Here is a 3,499-nt window from a genome sequence, read left to right as displayed (position 1 = left end):
AGAGGCTCCATTCCGGGCCTTCCGCTACGCTCCAGTCCCTCCATTCCACCTCTCCAACTACGGAGCTAAACAAAAACAACCGCCCCCAGACCAGCATCAACTAAAGAGGCAATTTACTGGCAACGATAACGGGACCACTTCACTCGTCGCTCCATCTTATGTTATAGCCAAAAATGAAACATCACCATCTCCGTGCGATCTGTCTCCGAAAAATACCCCATCTTGAGAACAAGTGAGCCAAAAAATAGGCTCGCCCTCAAAGATCACCGTCTTTGTTCCGTCTTGCAAATCCAAGCTGCAAATCTTTCCTCCATTTTCACTTTCACCCACCCAAATTAACTTCGCCCCGCAAATGCCATATCCTCCTTCGGGAATATACAATCGATTAACTGTAACATTAACTTCCACCTTGGGTATTCTCATGCTCTTAACAGTAAACAATTGCTGTTTCCTATCAACCCCGTCTACAGCAACTATAATAGCCCCTAGCTCCCCTTCAGCTCTCCACGGAACGACAGCGAAGAGCTGAAAAGAGTCATCTAAATCACCTCCTAGCGTTATCTCACCTACGAACTGGCCCTCCCAGTCAAAGAAATAAACAGACACCCCCTCAGCATCAAACATTGCGAAACCGGCCTCGCCTAAAAGCCATACACGAATATCCTGCCACGAAGAAGGGAGCGAAATCTTCTTCTGGTCATCAGTCAATGTGAAGACTCCATCCTTTTCAAAGTCCCATAAATAGTGCGGATACTCCCCGTCGCTCGTTTCACAGTATCCGATAATTTTGCTGCCATATCCTTTACACGGACAAATTACATTGGCCCCACTAAACCTCTGGGTTTTACCTGTATCTAACTCTACCACTACAGCAACCCCGTCCTCACCATCTAAAATTGCGACGTTATCAACAACATGAACCAAAAAATCAAATTCCTCTAAGCAAGAAAAACGTTCACAAGATTTCTTCTTAAAATCACAAACCCCTAGAACACCTTCATCCGCGTAAACGAACCTGTCCCCATCTACTTTTATATGACGATCTAACAAGACACCAGATTCGTGAAACGTCCAATCCTCAGTGAATCCAACCGAGTCTAAAACAGTAAATCCACAAAGATCTCCATGCCACAAAATCAGCTTCTCTTCAGAAAGCCAATCGACCCAACCAAGAGCACTTGGAACACTCGTGTTTTTCACCAATTTCATTATGAGGATATTAGGCCGTGTGGACAAATTGGAAGCTTTTCAAAATCAGTAAATTCCGGCACTCTGTCGCTGCTTTGAAGAATAAAACGACAGAGATGCCGGACGTGCTTTATCAGCACGTAAAAAAATTAACTTAATCAGTTTCAGCGTCGATCTAACATTTTAAAGAAAGGTCGGAAACCCGCCAATCTTTTCAAAACAATGAGCGGGATTTGGTAGGTTTTCGGAATGAGACGACCCCGCGTCAAAGTCCCGCCCGGCCATGGCCAAGCTTATTACCATTGCGTTTCCCGGGTGGTGGGGCGGGAGTTTTTACTGGGGGAGGCGGAGAAAGAACAGTTCGTTCGCTACATGCGCCTCTACGAGAAGCTCTACGGCTTGCGGGTGATTTCTTATGCGGTGATGTCCAATCACTTTCACATTCTCGTGGAGGTGCCGCAGCGTCCGGAAGACTCGGAATTGCCTGATGATGCGGGCTTGGTGGCGCATGTTCGCAGTTGTCTGGGCGATGAGGCGGCGACCGAATTGGAGTGGGAACTGTCCCACTATCGAGGCCAGGGAAATGACAAGTCAGCTGAGGAATTGCGCGAAAGGTGGTTCAGCCGGATGTGGGATATCAGCCGCTACATGAAGGTTCTCAAGCAGCGCTTCACCCAATGGTTCAACGGCCGCCACAACCGCCGCGGCACTCTCTGGGAAGACCGTTTTCGCTCGGTTTTGGTGGAAGGGAAAGGGGCCGCCATCAAGACCATGGCCGCCTACATCGACCTCAATCCTGTGCGGGCGGGCATTTGTCAGGATCCGAAGGACTACCGCTGGTGTAGCTACGGCGAAGCCGTGGCGGGAGGCCAGCTGGCACAAAAGGCCTTGCAGTGGCTTCAAAGTTTTCGCGTTGATAGCCTAGGCGGAGTCGAACACCCAGCGGGCCCAGATGCGGCAGCCGTTTCGCCAGCGCCAGTGGTTCCCAACAAAGAAGCGCTCGAGAGATGGCGATGTTACCTTTTTGGGGTTCCTTATTCCGAAAAAGCCCGCACGGAAGTGCAGTGCCATTCGGGTCAGTCCACGTGCAGTGCCATTCGGGTCAGTCCATGCCATTCGGGTCAGTCCACGCATCCGAACATTTTGCTGGGATCCCCTTTCAATTTTCATCATTCTCCCTCCAATGGCCCGTGGAGATGGCGGAAAGTTCATCTTCTTAGACGATGCCAACCGCCTTCTCTTCTTAAAATGGCTCAGCGACGTTTGCGAGAGCCACGGGTGGAAAGTTCACGCTTGGGTCCTCATGGGAAACCATTTCCACCTGCTTTTGGAAACTCCCGAAGCCAACCTCGCTTCGGGTATGAAGCTTCTGCTTGGAGCCTTTGCGCAAGCTTGGAACCGGAAGCATCAACGCCGTGGACATGTTTTCCAGGGACGCTACAAGGCGATCCCTGTTTCCGGTGAACTCGCTTCGGACGGAGCTCAATTCAGAGTGGTTGCGGACTACATCCACCTCAACCCGGCAAGAGCCAAACTCGCAGGTGGTCCTCATGGCCCTCTCATCGACTACCCTTGGAGCAGTCTTAAACATTACTCCCGAAATCGGAGTCCAGACTGGCTCGTGCGAGACCGTGTCCTTGCTGCTTTCGAATTGGCCAAGAATGGGCGTGGTAGACGTGCCTATGTCAAATACTTGGAAGAACGAGCGAGCAATCATCGAGGAACACTTTCTCCCGAAGCGATGAGCGCTCTCCGTAGAGGCTGGTATCTCGGCGATGAGTCTTTTCGTGATCGACTTCTAGCGATCGCAGATACTCAAGGATTGAAGACTCGCAAAAGAACTAGCCTTACTCCAGAAATTTTAAGAAGCCATGGAATCACAGAAGCAAAGAAGATCATTCAGAAAAGCTTCGAAGAACTAGAACTCACGCTGGATGATAAACAAGAGTCGCTCAGAAAGGGAGACTATCGAAAAGTCGCTATCGCGACGCTCCTGAAATCCAAAACAGAAGTCACAAATCAGTGGATCACCCAGCAACTCAAGATGGGCCACGAAAACTCGGTCAATCGTCTTATCCGAAAAGGAAAAGACGACAGCGAAACAAAGAAACTCGTTCGACGCCTCAACAAAATGTTCAAACGCGTGGACTAGACCGTTTTTCAAATGAACTTGCCGTTATTCGGAGTAGGGATTGCAGACTGATTTAAGAACATCAGGTTCCTTGAGGAGCGCTCGGATGGATTGAAAAACCTTCTCGTTGAGTTCTCCCCCATGGCGAGTGACGAAGCCCGCCAAGCAGTCTCTTTTCAA

Annotated in this window: 2 protein-coding genes and 2 pseudogenes; 3 read left to right on the top strand and 1 reads right to left on the bottom strand. The window is 49.8% G+C overall.

The window, feature by feature from the left end; translation table 11 throughout:
• Positions 1–156: 156 nt before the first annotated feature.
• Positions 157–1,209, bottom strand: coding sequence for a hypothetical protein (locus IE099_RS00305; protein ID WP_189566214.1), 1,053 nt, complete (start codon positions 1,207–1,209; stop codon positions 157–159).
• 228 nt (positions 1,210–1,437) lie between these two features.
• Between IE099_RS00305 and IE099_RS21115 the strand changes: the two are divergent.
• From IE099_RS21115 to IE099_RS20730, 3 genes and pseudogenes are all read left to right on the top strand, one after another.
• Positions 1,438–1,641, top strand: a pseudogene (locus IE099_RS21115) (transposase); the annotation flags it as partial.
• 499 nt (positions 1,642–2,140) lie between these two features.
• Positions 2,141–2,641 (top strand): annotated as a pseudogene (locus tag IE099_RS21110) (transposase); the annotation flags it as partial.
• Between the two features lie 288 nt (positions 2,642–2,929).
• Positions 2,930–3,340 carry a hypothetical protein gene (locus tag IE099_RS20730; RefSeq protein WP_229809323.1) on the top strand — a complete coding sequence of 137 codons (411 nt, stop codon included), beginning with the start codon at positions 2,930–2,932 and terminating at the stop codon, positions 3,338–3,340.
• Positions 3,341–3,499 lie beyond the last annotated feature (159 nt).

Source organism: Roseibacillus persicicus (assembly GCF_014651675.1).
Lineage (GTDB): Bacteria > Verrucomicrobiota > Verrucomicrobiia > Verrucomicrobiales > Akkermansiaceae > Roseibacillus > Roseibacillus persicicus.
This window is presented reverse-complemented; position numbering and strand designations above follow the sequence as displayed.